Source organism: Dactylosporangium sp. NPDC000555 (assembly GCF_040300025.1).
Lineage (GTDB): Bacteria > Actinomycetota > Actinomycetes > Mycobacteriales > Micromonosporaceae > Dactylosporangium.
This window is the reverse complement of the sequence record NZ_JBEPDB010000061.1, coordinates 28377-43628: the sequence shown is the minus strand read 5'-3', so window position 1 is coordinate 43628 and position 15252 is coordinate 28377. Positions and strand designations below refer to the sequence as shown.

At 73.2% G+C, this 15252-nt stretch carries 15 protein-coding genes; 8 read left to right on the top strand and 7 right to left on the bottom strand.

Going from position 1 to position 15252, the window contains the following annotated elements; genetic code table 11:
• Positions 1-22: 22 nt before the first annotated feature.
• The gene (locus ABT297_RS29835; protein ID WP_350555628.1) at positions 23-1030 is read left to right on the top strand and encodes a bifunctional heptose 7-phosphate kinase/heptose 1-phosphate adenyltransferase; all 1008 of its coding nucleotides are present in this window, start codon (positions 23-25) and stop codon (positions 1028-1030) included.
• Positions 1031-1045: 15 nt separating this feature from the next.
• Here the strand turns inward: ABT297_RS29835 and ABT297_RS29830 are convergent, their stop codons facing one another.
• Positions 1046-1438: a hypothetical protein gene (locus ABT297_RS29830; protein WP_350555626.1), complete on the bottom strand. Its 393-nt coding sequence runs from the start codon at positions 1436-1438 to the stop codon at positions 1046-1048.
• Positions 1439-1605: 167 nt separating this feature from the next.
• Here ABT297_RS29830 and ABT297_RS29825 point away from each other — a divergent pair, with 167 nt between their 5' ends.
• The 4 genes from ABT297_RS29825 to ABT297_RS29810 are packed head-to-tail and all read left to right on the top strand — an operon-like array spanning position 1606 to position 5387.
• Positions 1606-4035 carry a sensor histidine kinase gene (locus tag ABT297_RS29825; protein WP_350555624.1) on the top strand — a complete coding sequence of 810 codons (2430 nt, stop codon included), beginning with the start codon at positions 1606-1608 and terminating at the stop codon, positions 4033-4035.
• Positions 4036-4458 (top strand): roadblock/LC7 domain-containing protein, encoded by a 423-nt coding sequence (locus tag ABT297_RS29820; protein WP_350555622.1) that lies wholly within the window; start codon positions 4036-4038, stop codon positions 4456-4458.
• Positions 4445-4828: a DUF742 domain-containing protein gene (locus ABT297_RS29815; protein WP_350555620.1), complete on the top strand. Its 384-nt coding sequence runs from the start codon at positions 4445-4447 to the stop codon at positions 4826-4828. The genes ABT297_RS29820 and ABT297_RS29815 overlap by 14 nt, the downstream gene beginning before the upstream one ends.
• Positions 4809-5387 carry a GTP-binding protein gene (locus ABT297_RS29810; RefSeq protein WP_350555618.1) on the top strand — a complete coding sequence of 193 codons (579 nt, stop codon included), beginning with the start codon at positions 4809-4811 and terminating at the stop codon, positions 5385-5387. The genes ABT297_RS29815 and ABT297_RS29810 overlap by 20 nt, the downstream gene beginning before the upstream one ends.
• Here ABT297_RS29810 and ABT297_RS29805 read toward each other — a convergent pair.
• Positions 5346-6653 carry an FAD/NAD(P)-binding protein gene (locus ABT297_RS29805; protein ID WP_350555615.1) on the bottom strand — a complete coding sequence of 436 codons (1308 nt, stop codon included), beginning with the start codon at positions 6651-6653 and terminating at the stop codon, positions 5346-5348. The two genes, ABT297_RS29810 and ABT297_RS29805, sit on opposite strands and share 42 nt — an antisense overlap.
• A 104-nt stretch (positions 6654-6757) precedes the next feature.
• On the opposite strand from ABT297_RS29805, the gene ABT297_RS29800 reads away from it, so the two are divergent.
• Positions 6758-8242 (top strand): amino acid permease, encoded by a 1485-nt coding sequence (locus ABT297_RS29800; protein WP_350555613.1) that lies wholly within the window; start codon positions 6758-6760, stop codon positions 8240-8242.
• A 3-nt stretch (positions 8243-8245) separates the two neighbouring features.
• On the opposite strand, the gene ABT297_RS29795 is transcribed toward ABT297_RS29800, so the two are convergent.
• From ABT297_RS29795 to hrpB, 4 genes are all read right to left on the bottom strand, one after another.
• A complete protein-coding gene (locus ABT297_RS29795; protein WP_350555611.1) occupies positions 8246-8950 on the bottom strand; it encodes a hypothetical protein in 705 nt (234 codons plus the stop codon).
• Positions 8951-9086: 136 nt separating this feature from the next.
• Complete coding sequence (gene ybiA, locus ABT297_RS29790) at positions 9087-9647, bottom strand: riboflavin biosynthesis intermediates N-glycosidase (RefSeq protein WP_350555609.1); 561 nt, start codon at positions 9645-9647, stop codon at positions 9087-9089.
• Positions 9648-9757: 110 nt separating this feature from the next.
• Complete coding sequence (locus ABT297_RS29785; protein WP_350555607.1) at positions 9758-11038, bottom strand: DUF1254 domain-containing protein; 1281 nt, start codon at positions 11036-11038, stop codon at positions 9758-9760.
• Between the two features lie 78 nt (positions 11039-11116).
• A complete protein-coding gene (gene hrpB / locus ABT297_RS29780) occupies positions 11117-13435 on the bottom strand; it encodes an ATP-dependent helicase HrpB (RefSeq protein WP_350555605.1) in 2319 nt (772 codons plus the stop codon).
• Between the two features lie 34 nt (positions 13436-13469).
• On the opposite strand from hrpB, the gene ABT297_RS29775 reads away from it, so the two are divergent.
• A complete protein-coding gene (locus ABT297_RS29775) occupies positions 13470-14288 on the top strand; it encodes a DNA-formamidopyrimidine glycosylase family protein (protein ID WP_350555603.1) in 819 nt (272 codons plus the stop codon).
• Positions 14289-14314: 26 nt separating this feature from the next.
• On the opposite strand, the gene ABT297_RS29770 is transcribed toward ABT297_RS29775, so the two are convergent.
• Positions 14315-14578 carry a hypothetical protein gene (locus ABT297_RS29770; protein ID WP_350555601.1) on the bottom strand — a complete coding sequence of 88 codons (264 nt, stop codon included), beginning with the start codon at positions 14576-14578 and terminating at the stop codon, positions 14315-14317.
• 235 nt (positions 14579-14813) lie between these two features.
• Here ABT297_RS29770 and ABT297_RS29765 point away from each other — a divergent pair, with 235 nt between their 5' ends.
• Positions 14814-15236 (top strand): helix-turn-helix transcriptional regulator, encoded by a 423-nt coding sequence (locus tag ABT297_RS29765; RefSeq protein WP_350555599.1) that lies wholly within the window; start codon positions 14814-14816, stop codon positions 15234-15236.
• The last annotated feature ends 16 nt before the right edge of the window (positions 15237-15252 follow it).

Genomic DNA, 15252 nt, shown 5'->3' with positions numbered 1-15252 from the left:
CCGAGCCGGGTAACGGCGGCCGGTGCAAACCTCAGGCAACTTTGCCGCGCTGGCCGACGGGTGGCGCGACGCTACTGTGCTCGTCGTCGGGGACGCGCTGCTCGACGGCTGGCTCTGTGGTACCCCCACCCGGCTGAGCCGCGAGGCCCCCGTGCCCGTGATCGCGCTCGACACCACCCGCGAGGTGTGCGGCGGCGCGGCGAACACCGCGGCGAACTTCGCCGCCCTCGGCGCGCGGACCACCCTGATCGGCGCGGTCGGCGACGACGACGCCGGCGCCCGCCTGCGCACCTGCGTGTGGGACAGCGGCGTGACCGACCGCCTGGTGACCGCGGTCGGGCGGCGCACGGTCACCAAGCGGCGCGTGGTCGCCGACGAGTACGTCCTGGTCCGCTTCGACGACGGCGACACCGGCCCGCTGAGCCCGGTCGCCACCGAGACGCTCGCGCGCCGGCTCGACGAGGCGCTGCGGGCCGACCCGCGCCCGGACGCGGTGGTCGTCTGCGACCACCGCATCGGCGCGCTCGGGCGGGAGGTCCGCGCGCTGCTGGCCGCCCGCCGTCTCGACATTCCGCTGCTCGCCGTCGATGCGCACGACCTCGCCCCGTGGGCGGCGGTCGGCCCCGACCTGGTGACGCCCAACAGGCACGAGGCGAGCCGGGTGCTGGGCCGCGAGCCGGGCCGCGCCGTCAAGGGCTCCGCCGCCGAGTTCGACCGGGAGCGAGACCGCGGCCAGTTGCTGCGGCGCACCGGGGCGGCCGTCGTCGCGGTGACGCTCGACGCGGAGGGATCGGTCGTCATGAGCCTCGACGGCGAGACGGTCGGCATCGCCGCGCCGCCAGCCCGCGTCGCACACGCGGCCGGCGCCGGTGGCGCCTACCTCGCCGGGTTCGTGCTGGCCCGGCTCGCCGGCGCCGGGTTGGCCGAGGCGGCGGACGTGGCGCAGCGCTGCGCCTCGATGGCGATCCGCGGCGTCGGCACGGCCGTGGTGCCGGAGAACATGGGTGTACTGCAGCGGGAGATCGCCTGATGGGTCAGCCCTGGGTCAGCCCAGCGTGATCTCGGCGTGCGGCTCGCCGTCGGCGCAGTTCACGACCACCCGCACCTCCCGGCCGTCGGTCTTGAACGTGACCCGGGACTGCGGCGCGGGCGCCCGGTCCGCGCTCACGATGTGGAATCCGGCCGCCGGGCGGAGGTATTGCACCAGCACCTGGCCCTTGTCGCACCCGGCCATCACGTTGCCGCCGGGCGTGCGCAGAAGCTTCGGTGAGCCCGGGGACGGCGACGGCGAGGCCGGCGGGCTCACGCCGGGCGCCGGTCGCGTGGCCTTGATCAGCGCGTCGCGGGTCGTGCCGACCCGGCCAAGGCTGAACGCGCTGAGCGCCGCCGCGCAGATGGTCCAGGCCGTGATCGCCAGCACCCAACGTGCAACCCGCATGCGGCCGGGTTGCCCTGGGACGGGTCGCCCACACCGGGCAAAGGGCGAGATAGGGGACGAGACCGGTTTCTACCCCCAACACACTTACGGGTGACTTCCGGCGCTCGGTGTCCGTATCATGCCCGAGGCGCCATCCCTGCCCCGCGACCCAGCGAGGAACCGACTGCATGAAGAGTCCTTCGTGGAGAATCCGCACTTGGTCGATCCGCACGAAGATCATCACGCTCTTGTTGCCGCCACTGGCCTCGCTCGTGGTCATGTGGGTGTTCGCGACGACCCTGACCGCTGGCGCCGCGGCGGAGCTGTTCGACAGCCAGACGTATTACGCGCTGAGCGGTAAGCCCTCCGAGAACGTGATCGTCGAGCTGCAGCGCGAGCGCAAGCTGACGCAGGTGTTCCTGGCCATCGGGCGTCAGGAGGACCGGCCCGAGACCACGGCGCTCAAGGACCAGCGGGCCAAGGTGGACGGGGTGCTCGCCGACTTCCGCCGGCGCGTCGACGACCCCAGCCTGCAGGACGCGATTCCCGACCTGGCCCGCGGCCGGCTGCAGGAGGTGGTCGCCGCGTTCGACAAGCTCACCACCGATCGCACCGCCATTTCGCTCGGGCAGGTGGACCGTACCGAGGCGATGGAGGTGTACAACCGGCCGATCGACGCGATCTACCGCTGGTACAACGCCCTGCCCGGCATCAGCAACGCCGAGCTGAACCGCAACGCCCGCACGGTCATCGCCGCCAGCCGCGGCCGTGACCTGCTCTCCCGCGAGGACGCGCTGATCAACGGCGTCGCGGCGGCCGGCAAGTTCCAGAATCGCGAGTTGGCCGACCTGATCGCGGTCATCGGGGCGAAGCGCCTCACCTACGCCGATGCGGTCGTCGAACTGCCCGCCGAGGGCCGGGAGCTCTGGAGGCCGATCGCCGCCAGCGACTCCTACCGGCGGGTGCAGGACCTCGAGAACAAGATCATGTCGGACGCGCGGCCCAATGCGGCGCTGCCGATCGACGTGAACGCCTGGCGCGAGGGCTATGACAAGCTCGTCGAGCAGCTGCGCTACATGGACCTGCGCTTCGGCGAGGTGATCGTGGCCAACGCCGGCCCGGTCGGCACCGTGATCGTGCTGCGCCTGGTCGCCGCCGGCGTGCTCGGCCTCATCGCGGTGCTGGTCTCGATCCTGCTGTCGATCCGGATCGGCCGCTCGCTGATCCGCCGCCTGGTCGGCCTGCGCCAGGACGCGCAGGATCTCGCCGATGTGCGCCTGCCCGAGCTCGTCGCCCGGCTGCGCAAGGGGGAGCAGCTCGACGTGGTGGCCGCGGCGCCCCCGCTGGAGTACGGCACGGACGAGATCGGCAAGGTGGGCAACGCGTTCAGTGCCGTGCAGCGCACCGCGGTGCAGTCCGCCGCGCACGAGGCCCAGCTGCGGCAGGGGCTCAACGAGGTCTTCCTCAACATCGCGCGGCGCAGCCAGACGCTCCTGCACCGCCAGCTGGGCCTGCTGGACCGCATGGAGCGGCGCACATCCGATCCGGACGAGCTGGAGGACCTCTTCCGCGTCGACCACCTCGCCACGCGCATGCGCCGCCACGCCGAGGACCTCGTCATCCTGGCCGGCGCCACACCCGGCCGGGGCTGGCGCAACCCGGTGCCGATGGTCGACGTCATCCGGGGCGCGGTCTCCGAGGTGGAGGACTACGCGCGGGTCGGGTTCCTGGCACTGCCGGAGGCGTCGCTGGTCGGCCGCGCCGTCGCCGACGTCATCCACCTGCTCGCCGAGGTCATCGAGAACGCCACGGCGTACTCGCCGCCGCATACCCGGGTGCAGATCAGCGGGCAGCTGGTCCCGAACGGATACGCGATCGAGATCGAGGACCGCGGCCTGGGCATGGCGCCCGAGGCGATCGAGGAGGCCAACCAGCGGCTGCTGCATCCGCCGGAGTTCGACCCGGCCAACAGCGCCCGGCTGGGCCTGTTCGTCGTGGCGCTGCTCGCCGCGCGGCACGGGGTGCGGGTCACGCTGCGCGCCTCGGCGTACGGCGGCGTCACCTCGGTCGTGCTCATCCCGCCGCACCTGATCACCGGCGCGACGCACGAGCTCACCGCGCCGACGCCGGCGGAGGAGCACCGGATGGCCGCCGAGACGGTTCTGGAACTGGAGCCCGCGGACGCGGTGCGCCCGACGCTCGCCGACGTCAGACCGTCGTCACACCTGTCCGTCGTCCCCGACGCGATCGTGGTCTCCAATGTGGTCGTGGTCTCCGAGCCGGTCACCGTGCCGGAGGCGGCCGCGCCCGCCATACCGGCGCAGCGGCAACCGTACGACGAGCGGACGGCGACCCCCGCGTTCACCGATGACGGGCTGCCGCGCCGCCGCCGTCAGGCTAGTCTCGCACCGCAGCTACGCGAGCGGTCCGAGGACGACCTGACCGTGGACGGCATCCCGGCGACGCAGTTCGCGACAACCACGGTCGGTGGGCGCTCGCCCGAGCAGACCCGCGCCATGATGACATCGCTGCAGGCCGGGTTCACCCGCGGCCGGCGCGATGCCGGGCAGACCCCGATCGACGATACGGCCATGAACACACCGGAAAGGGACGTATAGGTGACGCACTCGACAAGTCGGACCGGCAAGCTCGACTGGCTTCTCGACGACCTTGTCGAGCGGGTCGAGTCGGCGCAGCACGCCGTCGTGCTCTCCGCCGACGGGCTGCTCATGGGCGCGTCGGGCGGGCTCGGCCGCGACGACGCCGAGCACCTCTCGGCGGTGGCCTCCGGGTTTCAGAGCCTGGCGCGCAGCGCGGGGCGGCAGTTCAAGGGCGGCGCCGTCCGCCAGACCATCGTGGAGATGGACGACGCGTTCCTGTTCGTCACCGCTGCCGGACAGGGCGCGTGCTTAGCGGTGCTCAGCGCCTCCGACTCCGACATCGGCGTGATCGCCTATGAGATGGCGATGCTGGTGACCAGGGTCGGGCAGTACCTCACCGCGCCGTCGCGACCGGGCGTCTCCGACGATGCCGCAGGGTGAGCACGACTGGCTGGACTCCGACGCCGGCCCGGTAGTGCGTCCGTACGCCGTGACGGGCGGCCGAGCCAAGCCTGCCGTCGGCGCCTTCGACCTGGTCGCGTTCGTTGTGAGCAGGGTCGACGGCTCGGGCGAGCTGCACCTGCTGCCCGAGCAGCGCGCGATCCTGGCGCGCACCAGCGAGCCGGTGTCCGTCGCCGAGCTCGCCTCTCACCTCGATCTCGCGCTCGGCGTCGTGCGCGTGCTGCTGGGCGACCTGCTCCAGCAGGGGCTGATCGAGATGCACGAACCGGAGTACGACCAGTCCGTCGGGCCGCAGCGGCCCGACGATCGCATCCTCAAGGCGGTTGTCAATGGCCTCCGAGCGCTCTGACGGTCACGTCCCCCTCGCGGTGAAGATCCTCATCGCGGGCGGGTTCGGCGTCGGCAAGACCACGCTCGTCAGCGCGGTGAGCGAGATCCGTCCCCTGCAGACGGAGGAGGTGCTCACCAACGTCGGCGTCGGTATCGACGACGTGCACGGCGTCGAGGCCAAGCGGACCACGACCGTCGCGATGGACTTCGGCCGGATCAGCATCAATCAGGACATCGTGCTGTACCTCTTCGGTACCCCGGGCCAGGACCGCTTCTGGTTCCTGTGGGACGAGCTGGCCCTGGGTGCGCTCGGCGCCGTGGTGCTGGCCGACACCCGGCGGCTGGACGACTGCTTCCCGTCGGTGGACTACTTCGAGCGGCGCAACACCCCCTTCCTGGTCGCCGTGAACTGTTTCGACGGCGTGCAGAAGCACAGCTCCGAGCAGATCGCCAAGGCGCTGGACCTCGATCCGGAGGTGCCGGTCGTGCTCTGCGACGCCCGCGATCGCCGTTCGGTCAAGGACGTGCTGATCGCGTTAGTTGAGCACGTGATGACGCGTAAGCAGATAGCGGCCTAGATCCCTCGCCTGGGCGCGGATCTCCGGCACCGCGGTCGTCTCCCACCAGGCCCCGCGGCGGGTCGGGCCGACCGCGAAGAGATGCTCGATCGGCTCGCCGTGACGGTCGATGAGCCGCCCCAGCCCGTCCACGTCCAAGCCGATGCCGGTGGCGTCGCGCCTGGCCAGGCCGTCGTCGAGCAGCGCCCGCCCGAGCGTGCTGGTCGCCGCGCCGCCCGGACCCGTGCAGTTCACGATCGCGCCGAACGGAATCGCCGCGTCGTCGATGGTGACCACGAAGCCGCGCTCACCGCGGCGGATCGCGCGGATCTTCCCCGATCGGACCGTCAGCGCGCCGCTGTCGCGCAGGCTCCGGATCTTCTCCGCGATCGGCGGTGCCATGCGGTGACGGTGCACCTCCCAGTACGCGGCCACGTGGCGCAGGAAGCTGCGCCGGGCGTCGACGGACAGCTGCCACCACAGGCGGTCGATCTGTGGCCGGACCGCGTCCACGGCCGAGCGCCAGTCCGGCTGGGTGACGGCGTACTCCCGCAGCGCGCGCAGCAGCCCGGCCAGGCCGGTGCCGTGATAGGCGAACGCGGCGTCCCCGGCCGGCTGGCGCTCCAGGTGCGGCTGGGGTAGCAGCCCGCGGCGCGACACGGCGAGCAACGGCGCCCGCCGGCCCCGTCCGTGCAGGGTGAGGGCGACGTCGAGCGCGGTCAGGCCGGTGCCGATCAGTAGTACCGGCAGATCGCCCGGCACCCGGTCCAGCGCGCCCGGGGTCCACGGGTTTCCCACATAGTAGGGGTGGGTCCGCACCGCCGAGGTGATCGCCAGCGGGCCGGCCGGCGCACCGTGCCCGAGCGCCAGCACGACCTGGTCGGCGCGGATCTCGCCGCCGCCGCGCAGCAGGACCGCGCCGTCCGGCCGCACCCGGGTCGCGACCGCGCGCACGTGGGCGAACGACACCCGGCGCAGCCGGTCGTGCAGGTAGTCGCCGTAGACCGAGCGCGGCGCGAAGTCCGCCGGGCCGATGGAAAGCCCCTGCTCGCGGCACCATGCGACGAAGTCGTCGGGGGCGTCGGCGAGCGCGCTCATCGCCGCCGCGCGCGAGTTGAGCAGGTGGGCCAGGTCCGTGGTGCGGTACGCCGCGCCGCGGCCGAGTCCGTGCAACGGCGCCGGATCGACGATCACCACCTCCCGCGCCGGGTCGTCGCGCAGGTGGATCGCCGCCAGCGCCCCGCTACAGCCGCCGCCTACCACGACGGTGGTGCCCGTCCGCCCCATCGTTCACCGCCCTTCCTCGGAAATCCTATTTAAGAGATAGGTTTAATGGTACTGCGGGAGGCCGCGGACGTGTAGCAGGGTGGTCCTGCGGGCATGTCGAGGGCATGTCGTCGCTCTTTCGCACCAAGTCGATCGAACAGTCGATGCGGGACACCGACGAGCCCGGTCGCAGGCTTCGCAAGAATCTCTCCGCCTTCGACCTGACCGTCTTCGGCGTCGGGGTGATCATCGGCACGGGCATCTTCGTGCTCACCGGCCAGCAGGCGGCCCGCAACGCGGGGCCCGCGATCGTGTTGTCGTTCGCGCTCGCCGGCGTCGTGTGCACGCTCGCGGCGCTGTGCTACGCGGAGTTCGCCTCGACGGTGCCGGTCGCGGGGTCGGCGTACACGTTCTCCTACGCCACCCTCGGCCAGTTCATCGCCTGGATCATCGGCTGGGACCTCTGCCTGGAGCTGGCGCTCGGCGCGGCCGTGGTGTCGCGGGGCTGGTCGGCGTACCTGCAGGAGCTCCTTGACCTGCCGACCTGGCTCGCCGGCGACCTGGCCCGGCCCGACCTCGGCGCCGCGTTCATCGTCGTGGCGCTCACCGCCGTGGCCATCCTCGGCGCCAAGCTCTCCGGCCGGGTGACCGGCACGCTGGTGCTCATCAAGGTGGCGGTCGTCCTCTTCGTCATCGGCCTGGGCCTGTTCTTCGTCAAGGCGGCGAACTACACCCCGTTCGTCCCGCCGGCGCGGCCCGCGGCGAAGGAGTCCGGCGGCGACGCGCCGCTGCTGCAGGTGCTCGCCGGCATCACGCCGCAGCACTTCGGCTGGTTCGGCGTCGTCGCGGCCGCGTCGATCGTCTTCTTCGCGTACATCGGCTTCGACGTCGTGGCGACCACCGCCGAGGAGACCCGCCGCCCGCAGCGCGATGTGCCCTGGGGCATCATCGGCTCGCTGGTGATCTGCGGCGTGCTGTACATGGCCGTGTCGTTCGTGGTCACCGGCATGGTCCCCTACGGCCAGCTGAACACCGCCGCGCCGCTGGCCAAGGCCTTCGACCTGACCGGGCAGGGCTGGGCGGCCGACCTCATCTCCCTCGGCGCGGTCTGCGGCATCACCTCGGTCATCCTGGTGCTGCTGCTGGGCCAGGCCCGGGTCTCCTTCGCGATGGCCCGCGACGGGCTGCTGCCGCCGGTGCTCGCGAAGGTCCACCCCCGCTACGGCACCCCGTGGGTGATGTCCGCGATCACCGGCGCGGTCGTGATGGTGCTCGCGGCGTTCGTGCCGCTGTCCGAGCTGTCCGAGTTGACCAGTATCGGCACGCTGTTCGCGTTCGTGGTCGTCTCGATCGGCGTCGCGGTGCTGCGCCGCACCCGTCCCGACCTGCCCCGCGCCTTCCGCGCCCCGCTGGTGCCGTGGCTGCCCGCCGTGAGCGTGCTGGCGAGCGTCTGGCTGATGCTCAACCTGCCCGTGATCACCTGGGTGCGGTTCCTCGTCTGGATGGCGGCCGGGCTGGTGCTGTACTTCTCCTACGGCATGCGCCGGGCCAACCTGGCCGCCGAGCGGGCGGGGCACCGGTCGGCGCCGGCGACGCCGTCATCGTCGTAACCTTCAGCGCAGGCCCAGGGTCGCGAGGACGCGGCGGGTCGTCTCGGCGATCGGGCGGAGCACGGCGGAGCGGACCCATCTGGCCGGCGGGACCACCAGCGTCCGCCAGACCCAGGACACCGGGATGACGACGAGGTATCGCCACAGCAGGACCACGGAGTGGTTCCAGGCCCAAGCGACCGCCTTCGCCACCGGGACCACGAGGTAGATCCCGATGAACGCGAGGACGTACCCGATCGGGCGCAGGAGGTAGCGGTAGAAGGCGATCGTCGCCCATTTCACGGCGAGGCCGAGGGGGTACAGGACGTAGCGGTACAGCAGGTCCAGCGCCCAGCCGACCGCCTTCACCATCTCCAGCAGCACCCGGCCGAGCACGCGCCAGAACGGGCCGAGCGCGCGGACGAACCACACCAGCGCGTTCCACAGCGCCGTGAACAGCGGGGCCAGGATGTGCTCGGCCACCCAGACCAGCGGCCGCCACAGCACGTGCACCGTGATCCAGCGGATCGGCACCCACAGCCCGTAGTACAGGACCGGGTACAGCACGTACTCCCAGATCGGGATCCCGACGTACCGCCAGAGGAAGCGCATGACGATCGTGAGCAGGTCCCAGGCCAGCTTGAACGGCACCACGAAGATGACCGCCAGCACCCGGATCGGCCAGGCCAGCCACCCCGGCAGCGGCTCGATCTCCTCCCTGCCGCTCACGCCGAAACCTCCGCTTCGCTCCGGCCGCGGCATGAGCTGAACCTGCGTTTATTGTGAGCGGCCACAACGCCCGCTCTGGCTCGATGGGGCTTCGCGCTGATCGACCCAGAGCATGCGCGGCTTCGCTCCGTGCCGCTCACCGGGCCGCCAGCTCGAAGCGGGCGTGCATGAGGGCGAAGCCGAGCAGGTTGAGGCCGCGCCAGCGGGCGGGCTCGTCCGCGGACGCGTCGCCGGCGGCCAGGCCGATGCCCCAGACGCGGTCCAGCGGGCTGGCCTCGACGAGCACCCGGTCGCCGGTGCCGAGCAGGAAGGCGCGCAGGTCGTCGTGGGCGGCGAACTTCGCGATGCTGCCGGCGACCACGATGCCGAACCGCTCCCGCGCCCAGGCCTCCTCGTCGAACCCGGCGATCCGCCGGCCGAGGGTCTTCGCCTCATTCGGATGCGAAACGTCCAGCACCCGCGTGGCGATGGCGTCGTCGCCGAAGAGCTTGGCCTTGCGCCACATCATGTAGTGCTCGGCGGACGGAAACCGGACACCGTCCACCTCGAACGCGGCCGGCCACCACTGGCTCAGGCAGCTCGCCCCGATCGTCCCGCCGGGTCGCGGGTGGTGGCCCCAGAAGTGCAGGTACTTGACGCGGACCCCGGACTCGATAAGCCGGAGCAGCTCGGCGGTGCAGGACGGTGGCGCGGACATGCACCGAGTCTGCCCGATCCTCGCCACCGGTTTTGTCGGGAAATCACCCGCCCCGGTGGTGGGCCGGATCACCCGTCACCGTCAGCCCGCCCCCTCGCGGGGTCGGCGGTTCAACGGGCTGTTTCCACGAGTGGGGGCAGGTGGTACTCGTCGCGCAGGATCGCGTCCGCGGGCGCGTAGACGCGCAGCACCGGGTGGAACTCGCCCCGCGGCGCGGGCAGCCAGTTGGGCACGGCCGCCGGGTCGTCCGGGCGGTCGGGCTGGATCAGGATCGTGACCGAGCCGTCGGGTTCGGTGCGCAGGCCGGGCGTCCCGGCGCCGACCGAGTGCTTGTCCAGCTCGTTGGGGACCAGGCGGGAGCCCGGCCCGTCGTACATCGCCAGCGACCAGCCCCCCGCCGACGGCGGCGGCGGGTCCAGGCGCAGCGTGTAGGCGTGGGCGCCGGTCAGCCGAACGCCCTCGCGGTCCTTGTGGACGGTGGGGTACACGGCCTCGTACGCGTGGTGGCCCCACAGCCGGGTGCGGGCCGCGACCGCGCGCACGTGGTGCGCCGTGTCCCGGTCCGGCAGCGTCCACTGCGGGGCGTCGACGGTGCCGACCTCGAAGTAGTCGAGGTTGTAGTCGAACGTGTGCAGGTCGTTCGTCCAGCCGTTGACCAGCGCGGCGTGCTCGGTCGTGGCCGCCTCCTCGAGCGCCTCGCGGCCGCGCTCGAGGCCCTCGCGAATCGCGGCGCGCTGCTCGCGCGGCATGGTCGGATACGGCGAGTTTCCGCCGTCGAACAGTCCCAGCGGCGCGAACCGGCGCTGGTAGCGGCGCTCGGCCGGGGAGGGCGGAAACGCCGCGAGGCTGCGCCGCAGCGTTTCGAGGAAGATCAACTCGTCCGGCACGCCGGCCTGCGGGCGGGGCAGGCCGTCCAGGGACACGCGGGGGTACATCCGGTCGATGGTGAGGGCATCCTGCAGGGCGTGCACGCCGGGCCCGACGCCGAAGCGGGCGATCAGCGTGGTGATCATCGTCGGCACCCGGATGACCTCGGCGGCGGGCGCCTCCCGGCCGGCCCAGCCGGGCGGCACGAGCAGGAACTCGCGCTCCTCGTCGGGGGTGGTGCGGCTGCCGACGTACGCGAAGTTGTCCGTCCACGCGTCGACGAACTGGACCACGTGGTAGCGGCCGCCGGTGTCGGGCACGCGCAGCCACAGCGGGCCGCCGGACAGGTCGAGCTGGGCGATGGAGTACAGCACGTCGGGATTGGCGTTGGGCGTGTCGGGAACGCCCCGCTGGTGCGTGAACGCGTTGAAGACGGATGCGGTGCCGACGGCTCGCAGGTCCTGCAGCAGGGGGTAGCCGTAGCCGTACGCCTCGGCGGCCAGCGTGGGCAGGTCGTCTGTCATCCGCAGCCTCCTCGTCCTGCCTTCCAGCGTCCGGTGCGGGCCGGTGACGGCCGGGTGAGGCCGGGGGTGGGCGTTGGGTCAGCGGCGCGGGTTGGCCCTCCGCGTGGGCGGTGCGGTAGTCGGGTCCTCGGGCCACGGGTGACGCGGATAGCGACCGCGGAGTTCCGCGCGCACCTGCGGATAGCCGGTGCGCCAGAACGAGGCCAGGTCGCGGGTGACGGCGACCGGGCGTCCGGCGGGGGAGAGCAGGTGCAGCAGCACCGGCCGCCCGCCGGCCTCCGGCGTGCGCGCCAGCCCGAACATCTCCTGCACCTTGACCGCGAGCACCGGCCCCTCCGGGTCGGCGTAGTCGAGCCGGACCGCCGACCCGCTCGGCACCGCGAGCCGCTCCGGCGCCAGCCGGTCCAGGTCCTTCGCCTGCGGCCACGGCAGCCGCGCCTGCAGCGCGGTGTGCAGGTCGGTGCCGTCCACCATCGACTCGATGACGGCCTCGTCGCTCACGTCGGGCCACGGCGCGCCCACCACGCGGTGCAGGAAGTCCAGGCGGCGGCGCAGCGGGGTCCACGGCACGCCCTCGCGCCGCAGCCGCTCCCGCCGGGCCGCCTCGGCAAGCTCCGCGGGCGCCGCGCCGATCTGCCGCTGCGACAGCACGATCGCGCCGAGCCGCTCGACCCGCCGTACCCCGGTGGCGCTCGCCTCGTCCGCGGTGGACAGCAGCGCCGCGCCGGCCTCGCGGGCGATGTCCTCGTCGATCGCGGCGGCGAGCCGGATGCGTGCGTTGACGCGCCCCGCCGGCCGGTCCGCGGCCGCGATCGCCAGCCACGGGTGGCCCTGCAGCGACGAGCCCCCGGCGAGCTCGGCCTCGGTGCCGCCGGCCATGAGGTAGCCGTCGCGGCGCCGCCGGGCGATGCGCTCCGGGTATGCCAGGCCGGCGATGATGCCCGCCGCCCGGTCCGCGCTCGTGTCGCGCTCGACCGGGTTCTCGATCATGCGGTACAGCAGGCCGGCCTCCGCCCGCCACCGGTCCGTGGTCCGCCGCGCCGCGGCCAGGTCGTCGGTCGGCAGGGCGTCCTCGGCCAGCACGGCCACGACCTCGGCCGCGTTGCGCGCCCCGACGATCGGCGCCCCGTCCAGCAGCGCCCGGGCGAGCCGCGGATGCGCCCCGACCCGGGCGATGCGCCGCCCGCGCTCGGTGACCTCGAGCCGCTCGTCCACCGCGCCGAGCGCCCGCAGCGTCTCCCGGGCCACCCGCAGCGCGGCCTCCGGCGGCGCGTCCGGCAGCGCGAGCCCCGTGCCGTCGGGCCGCCCCCAGCACGCCAGCGCCAGCGCGAACCCGGTCAGCTCGGCGGTGCGCACCTCGGGCTCCGGCCGCGCCGGGAGGCGCTCGTCGTCAGCCGGGGACCAGCACTTGTACACCACCCCGGCCCCCTCCCGCGCGGCGCGCCCGGCCCGCTGGGCGGCGCCGGCCCGGGAGACCCGGACGGTCGCCAGCGACCCGAGCCCGCGGGCGAGGTCGGTGCGCGGCACCCGCGCGAGCCCGGCGTCGACCACGACCCGCACGCCCGGGACCGTCAGGCTGCTCTCGGCCACCGCGGTCGCCACGATCACCCGTCGTGCACCCCGAGGGGTGAGCGCCTCGTCCTGCGCCGCCGCCGGGAGCCGTCCGTGCAGCGGGACGGTCGGGATCTCGGGGATTCGGCGGCGTACACCCTCGATCTCCGCGACGCCGGGCAGGAACGCCAGGATGTCATGCTTCGTCTCCCGCCAGGCCGCCCTGATCGTCTGCGCGACATGGTCGAGGAACGCGGGCTCGGCCCCGACGTGCGGCCGGCGCGGCGGCGCCCAGCGCACCTCGAGCGGGAACAGCGGGCTGTCGGCCTCGACCACCGCGGCGTCGAGGATCTCCCGGAACCGCCGCACGTCGACGGTCGCCGAGGCGGCCAGCAGCCCCAGATCGGGCCGGATCGTCTGCCGCGCCTCGACGAGGAACGCGGTCGCGAGGTCGGTGTCCAGGTGCCGCTCGTGGCACTCGTCGATCATCACCGCGCCGACGCCGGGCAGCTCGGGGTCCGCGAGCAGCCGCTGCACCAGCAGTCCGGTGGTGACCACCTCGACCCGGGTGTCGCGGCCGACCCGGCGATCGCCGCGCACGGAGTACCCGACCGTCTGGCCCACCCGCTCGCCGCGCAGCTCGGCCATGCGGCGCGCCGCGGCCCGGGCCGCGATCCGCCGCGGCTCCGCGACGACGATCCGCCCGCCGAGCCCGCCGGCGAGCGCGAGCGGCACGAGGGTCGTCTTCCCGGTCCCGGGCGGCGCGACGAGCACCGTCGCGCCCGCCTCCACGGCCCCGACGACCCGGTCGAGCACCGCGGCGACGGGCAGCTCCGGTTCTCCCACGCGGACATCCTCCCAGGGCGCTAACCTCGCCAGGGTGCCGGAGCTTCCCGAGGTCGAGTCGGCCCGCGCGGTCGTGCAGCGGCACGCGCTCGGGCGCCTCATCGTCGACGTCGACGACGCGGACACCTACGTGTGCCGCCCCCACCCGCCCGGCGAGATTCGCGCGGCCCTGCTGGGGCGGCGGCTGACCGAGGCCAACCGGCGCGGCAAGAGCATGTGGTGCGAGACCTCGGGCCTGCGCGGCTCCCGGGTGGCCGGCCCGGCCCTCGGTATCCACCTCGGCATGTCGGGCAAGGTCGTGTTCGCCGGCGAGGACGGGCGGGAGGTCGACGGCGGCGACTACTGGCGGCGCGGGCGGGCGCGGGGAGACCACCGGTTCACCCGGTTCTCGCTCGGTTTCGAGGACGGGACGAGCCTGCTGCTCCTGGATCCCCGGCGGCTCGGCCGCGTACGCCTCGACCCGCCGGTCGAACGGCTGGGGCCGGATGCCGGTGAGATCACCCCGGCCCAGCTCCGGGCGGTGATGGCGCGGGGCGCAGCGCCGGTCAAGGCTCGCCTGCTCGACCAGGAGGCGATCGCGGGGGTGGGCAACCTGCTCGCCGATCAGGCGCTCTGGCTGGCCGAGCTCAATCCGGCGCGTACGGTCGACGGCCTGTCACGCGCGGAGGTCGACCGGCTGCACCGCGGACTGCGGGCCGCCGTCGCCGCGGCTCTCGCCGGCGGCGGCGTCCACGCGCTGTCGGTCGTCCCGGCCCGGCGAGCCGACGCCGTCTGCCCGAGGTGCGGGGCGCCGATGCTGCGCGGCACGGTCGGCGGCCGGACGACCTGGTGGTGTTCGCGCGAACAGCCCTAGGCATTCGGCGAGGTGGAGCCCGACCGTCAGGCGGCGGCGCCGGCGAGCGCCGGCGCCATGGCGCGGGTGCACAGCTCACGCGCCCACTGGATGCGGCCGAGGGCGAGTTCGGGGTGGTCGCCGAACTCCTCGGCGGCGCGGGCGTAGCACTCGTCGGGCCCGAGCCGCTCGAGGGTGCGGTCGACGGTCTCGCGGATGGTGGCGTCGTCCAGGTCGCGCGACTTGGGGGCGTCTGAGACGAACAGAGCCATGCACAGGACCGGGTCAACCGGGCAAGTCGTGGTCGTCATCGTGATCACCTGTTCAACGGGGTGTGGGTGTTGACTCCACCGTCCCTCGTACCGTCGCATCATGACCTCGGCGCCAGCGGGATTCTCCGGCTACGGGTTTCCGCACCAGGGGATACCCGCTGGCAGGTATGCCCGCCTCAACCCGCATCACCCTCCGGGCAGGAGCGCCCCCTATGGGTGCTTTTGTCCCAGTCGGGCCTAGGCCGCGAGGCCGTTCGCAAGGCAGGCTGTCTCTGTGACCAGCAGACCCGACCCGCGCCTGCGCGACCTCGCCCTGCTGCGCCGCGTCCGCGACCGGATCGACCGTGACTATGCGCAGCCGCTGGACGTCGAGGCGCTGGCGCGCGGCGTCCATCTCTCGGCCGGACACCTGAGCCGGGCGTTCCGTGCCGCCTACGGCGAGTCGCCCTACAGCTACCTCATGACCCGGCGCATCGAGAGGGCCATGACCCTGCTGCGACGCGGTGACCTGTCGGTCACCGAGGTCTGCTTCGCGGTCGGTTGCTCGTCGCTTGGCACCTTCAGCACGCGGTTCTCCGAACTGGTCGGCATGTCGCCGAGCAGCTACCGCCGCCTGGCCGCCGAACACGCCAGTGGCATCCCCGCCTGCGTCGCCAAGCAGGTCATGCGACCGATCAGGAACCGAGAGCCGGTGTGACGACCGTTCGCCCGGA

What these genes read in the sequence shown, in the direction of transcription:
- ABT297_RS29830 (WP_350555626.1), bottom strand. Translation starts at nt 1,438, where the DNA reads ATGCGGGTTGCACGTTGGGTGCTGGCGATCACGGCCTGGACCATCTGC.
- ABT297_RS29825 (WP_350555624.1), top strand. Translation starts at nt 1,606, where the DNA reads ATGAAGAGTCCTTCGTGGAGAATCCGCACTTGGTCGATCCGCACGAAG.
- ABT297_RS29815 (WP_350555620.1), top strand. Translation starts at nt 4,445, where the DNA reads ATGCCGCAGGGTGAGCACGACTGGCTGGACTCCGACGCCGGCCCGGTA.
- ABT297_RS29810 (WP_350555618.1), top strand. Translation starts at nt 4,809, where the DNA reads ATGGCCTCCGAGCGCTCTGACGGTCACGTCCCCCTCGCGGTGAAGATC.
- ABT297_RS29805 (WP_350555615.1), bottom strand. Translation starts at nt 6,653, where the DNA reads ATGGGGCGGACGGGCACCACCGTCGTGGTAGGCGGCGGCTGTAGCGGG.
- ABT297_RS29800 (WP_350555613.1), top strand. Translation starts at nt 6,758, where the DNA reads ATGTCGTCGCTCTTTCGCACCAAGTCGATCGAACAGTCGATGCGGGAC.
- ybiA (WP_350555609.1), bottom strand. Translation starts at nt 9,647, where the DNA reads ATGTCCGCGCCACCGTCCTGCACCGCCGAGCTGCTCCGGCTTATCGAG.
- ABT297_RS29785 (WP_350555607.1), bottom strand. Translation starts at nt 11,038, where the DNA reads ATGACAGACGACCTGCCCACGCTGGCCGCCGAGGCGTACGGCTACGGC.
- ABT297_RS29770 (WP_350555601.1), bottom strand. Translation starts at nt 14,578, where the DNA reads ATGACGACCACGACTTGCCCGGTTGACCCGGTCCTGTGCATGGCTCTG.